Raw genomic sequence first — 4540 nt, forward strand, 5'->3', positions numbered from 1 at the left:
GACTCATTGATCTCCTCCGTTCACGGATCAATTATCCCTCATAGGGATCACTGTCCGAAGAACGGGGCCCACCTCACTCGGCAGGGTGCCGGATCCACGGTCACCGCGGGGCCGGGTCTACCCCGTTGCCGTGTCTGCTGGYGGTGTGGCTGTGCGCGTTGACCGCGGCGGGCCACGACGCGGCGTGCGCGGTCGGRCAGTGGGTCGCCCGGGCGAGCCCGGCGGAACTGGCCGGTTACGGCTGCCGTGCGATCCGTTCACCGGCCGGCACCGGATACCGGACGAAACGACGCCGACGAGGCGTGGGATCGCGCGGATCAGCTTCAACGAATTTTATTCTCAGTGTCTTCTCGGCGTGGAAGTCTGCGTCCGGGTTAAGCTGGTAGAACATGAAGTAGGCTGGCCGGCCAACATTTCCGCTTGGTGGGCCTTGCCTTGCGGGCTGCCGACCTGCTCGCGTTCTCCCTGGCCCGCGCCGGTCTCGCGACCACCCGCACCGACCTGAACAGAGCCCTGACCAGGTTCTTCGAGTACTGCGCTGCTGTCGGTGCGACAGTCCCGGAAGCCGTCACCCTCGCTGAGACGATCTACACTTGGCGCGTTGAGATTACTAACGCGCTCCTGCGCGGCCTGTTCAACGCCGCCGGGAAGGCGTCAGTCCTTCGCGCCCGGCGACGTCGCCGCACCATACTCAGTCAGTATGCGCAGCTTGTAAGCGGGCGAGAAAGATCAACGCTKCGTCCCGGGCTCGGCCTCCGCATTCGGTCGCCGTCCACTCTCCTCACGCTCAACCGCCCGGACATCAATCGGTCAGACCTCGCCCGGTCGTAGCTATCGGCATGATCTTCAACATCCCAGGCCGCTCTGGCCATAAGATGGTGATCGCCCATCTCATCCCACCTTGACGGGTAGGCCAACGAGTGCCGGAGCTTGCGCCCGAGGAAGCGCCCTTGATGCGGGACCATGTGACGACGACCATGACCGCTGACGTCGTGCCGGCGCGAGAACGGTTTGCGTGGTGGGCGCAACGGATGTGTCAAGACATCATGCCCACAGTGATGGTCAGCGATCACGCCGACTGCTTCCGTGGGAGAATCGATGTGTCCAACCTACCCGGTACCACAGTAGCAGCGCTCACCTTCTCGCCACTGTCGGGTCGTCGGAGCCCCGCTCTCATTCGGCGTCATGATCCGGAGGACTATTACCTGTTCGTGGTCCACGGCAGCCCAATCAGACTAGAGCAGTCCGGCAATGTCACATGCCTCACTGTCGGGGAAATGGCCCTGTTCGACACGTCCCACCCGCTGGCTGCTGACTTTCTCGACCATGGCCGGCAGCAACGTGTGACACTGATGCGGCTACCCAGGGCTTCCCTGCCACTACCGGGCGGCACGGTGGACTCCCTGCTGGGTAACAGTCTCCTCGCGCGAGGCCCGACAGGGATGCTGCTCGGCCAGTTCCTGTCCGGATTACGGGAGAACGCCGCCGCATGTGGCTTGGCGGAACTGAATCGGCTGGGCCGCATCGGATTCGATCTGGCCGTCACTTTCCTGGCAAGCCACATCGACGCGCAAAACACCCTGCCCGTCGAAACCCGTGAGCATGTACTGCGCGCACGCATCGACGCGTTCATCGAGCACAACCTCGCCGATCACGACCTACGGCCGGCCACCATTGCCGCATACCACCATATATCCGTACGCACGCTGCACCAATTGTTCCAGGGCCAGCCCGAGACGGTCAGCGCAACGATCCGGCGACGCCGCCTCGAACGGTGCAAGGTCGACCTCCTCGACCCGCGGCTGAGACACCACACGATTGGTGATATCTCCGCTCGGTGGGGATTCCGTCACCCCGCGGATTTCAGTCGTGCTTTCCGTGCCGCCTACGGCACTGCGCCCAGGGACCTCAGGCAGCCGGAATCTCACGACCCCGGCACCTAGCCCATGCGCCGTTTGCCAAGCATCTCCGCGCTCTGTGCCAACGACTCAGGGACACGAGGCGTGGCACGGTGACTTGCAACTGCGTCGAGGGCGGCCTGGGCACAAGGGAGCGGCAGTGACCTGCCAGGGCGGGTAAAACGACTACTTCTTCTGGTCGGGATCGGCAATGCCATCGCGTAACGGGATGGGCCGAATCCGGACGGGCTGGCCTCGCGCTACAAGGGCATCACATCCACATCGCGAACCGCTAGTCGTCGCAGCGGTGAGGCGGAGACTCAGCGACAATGCTCCACAGACCCGGGAACGTGGGGGTTCCAATGGCGAACGATGATCAGTCCGGCACCATAGAAGCCGACGGCGCGGCGCTGTATCAGCAGGCCAGTGAACTGGACCGGCGCGGACGCCCCGAGGAGGCGCTCATCGTGCTGGACCAGCTACTCGAAGACCAGCCGGATCACCTGGAAGCGCGGTTTGCCCGGGCGCTCTGCCTCGTCGAGGTCGACCGCTCGGCAGAGGCGCTCACCCAGCTTCGCCGGGTCCTCGACAGTGAACCAGGCCACTACAAGGCCGCCTATCACCTCGGACGCATCCTGGAGGCCGAGGCGGACTACGAAGGTGCCTTCCAGGCCTACCAGCAGGTGCTGGCCGTAACCCCGTTCCGGGATACCCCGAACCGACTGCGTGCCTGCGTGAACGCCCTGGGCGCCGGGAGGTCGGGCATTCTGCCGGGGCGAGGCGTCGACGGGCACATCCGTAACGGTGTGGTTATCGAGCCGGGCCCTCCATCGGTGCGGGAGGGAGTCGAGGCCCACCGCACCGCGGATCGTGGCGCGCTTTACCGGTCTGTCCGCCTCAAGACGCGGCACCTGATCCCCTCGCTCGGCATGGTCTTCCTCGTCTGCGCGGTGGGCACCATGCTGCTCGCCCTCGCAACCGGGGGCATATCTGGATCCGCTCTGGTCCTTTTCCCTGTCTTTGTGATGACATCGCTCGCCGGGACCATCTGGTTTCTCGTGTGGGCGTTTGTTCAGGTCCGGACCAACAGTGCGGAGTTCTACGAGCGCGGAGTGGAGGTAAGGTCGGGATTCCGCCGGCGTTCGATCCAGTTCATCTGGTACTACCAGATAACTGGACCCCCGGTCTACACCCGCGCATTCAGGAACTATTTCACCAAAACCGCGACGCTGTGTATCCGCTACAACGTCGCCGGGGCGATGACCGTAGAAACCGTGGAGATCGCCGGCTTCGGCACCCCTGCCGAGGTCATAATGATCGGGAGGCATCTCGAATCCAGGGTCGTGGCCGAGAGCCTCGTCATCCGAGGCCCCTTGATGTAAGGGCTCCACGTCCCAGAGGGAGGCTTTTCCCCGGCGAGAGGTGCCGGGGCACTGACGGCCCTGTGTTGTCAAGTAGCCGCAGTGGCCGGTGGGCTGATGCGCGGGATGGCGTTGTAGATCTCGCGGGCGATGTAGCGCTTGAGGCAGCGGACGATTTCGCGTGGGGTTTTGCCTTCGGCGAGGCGTCGTTGCTGGTAGGCGCGGGTGCGGGGGTCGCAGCGCAGCCGGGTGATGACGATGCGGTGCAGSGCYGSRKTKGSCYKGSSGKYSSCSSCSSSRKTKRRGSSGKKKYSGSBGGTCTTCCCGGACGAGGCCTCGATCGGGCTCACCCCGCACAGTGCCGTGAAGGATCGGTCGCTGGTCAGCCGTCGCGGGTTGTCGCCGGCGACGATGAGCAGCGCCGCGGCGGTGTCCGGTCCGACGCCGACCCTGGCGAGCAGGGCGGGTGCGTGGCGGTTGAGCACGGCGGCCAACCGGCGGTTGAGGTCCTCGATCTCGGCGGTGAGCGCCACGATCCGGATCGCCAGCTGGCGCAATGCGTAACGTGCGGCGGTAGCTGTGTCAGTCGGCTCGACCACGTCGAGCGCGGCGCATCGACGGACGAGCGTGGTGCGGCCCAGCCCGGCGAGGGATTCCCGCAGGCCAGGTTCGGTGCGGACCAGGACTGCTTTGAGCTGGTTGATCGCCTGGGTGCGTGCTGTGACCGCGGAGGTCTTGGCCAGCCGGAACATCCGGGCCATCTCCACCGGTCCGTCGCCGGTCTTCGCGGTCGCGGTGGCCTGGCCGGACAGGACGGCACGGGCGGCCGCCTCGCCCGTCCAGTGCGTCGGTCTTGCCTGGGCGCCGGCGAGCGGCGCGGTCGGGCCGGTTGACCTCGGTCACGGTGACATCGGCCGCAAGTAGATGTCGGGTCAGGGCCGCGCCGTAGGAGCCGGTGCCCTCGACTCCCGCCCGGCAGACGGTCCCATGCTCTCTCGCCCAGGCCAGCAGCTGTGCATAGCCGTCAGCCGTCGTCGGAAAGGTCGCGCTGCCCAGCAGCGCCCCAAACGGGGTGAGGACTGCGGCGACGTGGACGTCCTTGTGGGTGTCGACACCGAGAACGACCTCACCACCGGCGGTGGGCTGGTCTGGGTTCCCAGGCTGATGCATCCTGACCATGGGCTATCTGTCTCCTGCTCGGCTCGGAACGGGTAGCCGTCGCCGGGCCGGCAGGGCAAGGCTCCGGCACGCTCGCGTTCTGAGTTGATCTGTCCGTGATCT

At 65.8% G+C, this 4540-nt stretch carries 2 protein-coding genes and 1 pseudogene; 2 read left to right on the forward strand and 1 reads right to left on the reverse strand.

Annotated features, from left to right (window positions below; genetic code table 11):
• The first annotated feature begins 1031 nt into the window (after nucleotides 1–1031).
• On the forward strand, nucleotides 1032–1943 hold the full coding sequence (locus CC117_RS08995) for a helix-turn-helix domain-containing protein (RefSeq protein ID WP_084131791.1): 912 nt from the start codon (nucleotides 1032–1034) through the stop codon (nucleotides 1941–1943).
• 317 nt (nucleotides 1944–2260) lie between these two features.
• On the forward strand, nucleotides 2261–3280 hold the full coding sequence (locus tag CC117_RS09000; RefSeq protein WP_071083305.1) for a tetratricopeptide repeat protein: 1020 nt from the start codon (nucleotides 2261–2263) through the stop codon (nucleotides 3278–3280).
• 68 nt (nucleotides 3281–3348) lie between these two features.
• On the opposite strand, the pseudogene CC117_RS40885 reads toward CC117_RS09000, so the two are convergent.
• Nucleotides 3349–4438 (reverse strand): annotated as a pseudogene (locus CC117_RS40885) (IS110 family RNA-guided transposase).
• Nucleotides 4439–4540 lie beyond the last annotated feature (102 nt).

This window comes from Parafrankia colletiae, assembly GCF_001854655.1.
Classification (GTDB): Bacteria; Actinomycetota; Actinomycetes; order Frankiales; family Frankiaceae; genus Parafrankia; species Parafrankia colletiae.